General features: G+C 56.7%; 2 protein-coding genes. Both read right to left on the bottom strand.

Annotation, left to right across the window (positions count from 1 at the left end):
- Positions 1 to 229 (bottom strand): hypothetical protein (locus AB4037_RS34610; protein ID WP_441774681.1); only part of this gene is annotated, 229 nt, incomplete at its 3' end.
- Between the two features lie 113 nt (positions 230 to 342).
- Positions 343 to 695, bottom strand: a 353-nt coding sequence (locus tag AB4037_RS34605; RefSeq protein WP_441774680.1) for an outer membrane protein, incomplete at its 5' end; no start/stop codon positions are given.

Genomic DNA, 695 nt, shown 5'->3' with positions numbered 1-695 from the left:
GCTCAGGCTGTGCAATGGCCGTTCGATAGGACGTTTCTTCCAGGGCCTGCCCACCATGGGGATGGACCGAAAGCAGCCTGAGCATCTCCGGCGAAAGGTCTTCCCGCGCCTGCTCGCAACCGAGTGGATCCGCTTGCGAGACGCAGGTCGGAGCATTGGTGGACTGGGCCTGTGCAGCAGCGACGTGCCACAAGCAGGCAAGAATTGGCAGCGTGAGCCTCGCCAGCATGGTTGATGGCTCCCTAAGGCGTTTTGCGATTTGCCGGCATCGGCAAGAATCGCAAGGATGCGTCCAAACAAAGAGCTGCAGCATAGCGCGTTCCCATTTGAACGCGCTGATCTCTAGTAATGGTAGGTCAATCCGACCGAGACGACATTCTGGTTGAACGAGCTCGTTGAATTGAAAAGGGCCGCTTGCCTGTATTTCGAATTGGAATGATTGAACTGGTATTCGAGCGTAAGGGCCATATTGCGCCATAGGTCGTAACGAAATCCTGCGCCAGCCGACCAGACCTGAGTTTGAGTGAGATTGGATATTGCATTGTATCGTGTTTGGCCATAGCCGGCCTGGACATAGGCCGACCACAGTTGTGACAGCGCGTAGTCGGCCTGAATGCGAGACTGGAATGTCCGGCCTGACGCCGATTGCATGGCCTGAGAGACGCTGCCATTGCCTGAGGGCCATTGCCTGAGGG

The organism is Labrys sp. KB_33_2, from assembly GCF_052114505.1.
GTDB lineage: Bacteria > Pseudomonadota > Alphaproteobacteria > Rhizobiales > Labraceae > Labrys.
The sequence above is the reverse complement of the archived record's forward strand: the minus strand, read 5'-3'. Positions and strand labels throughout refer to the sequence as shown.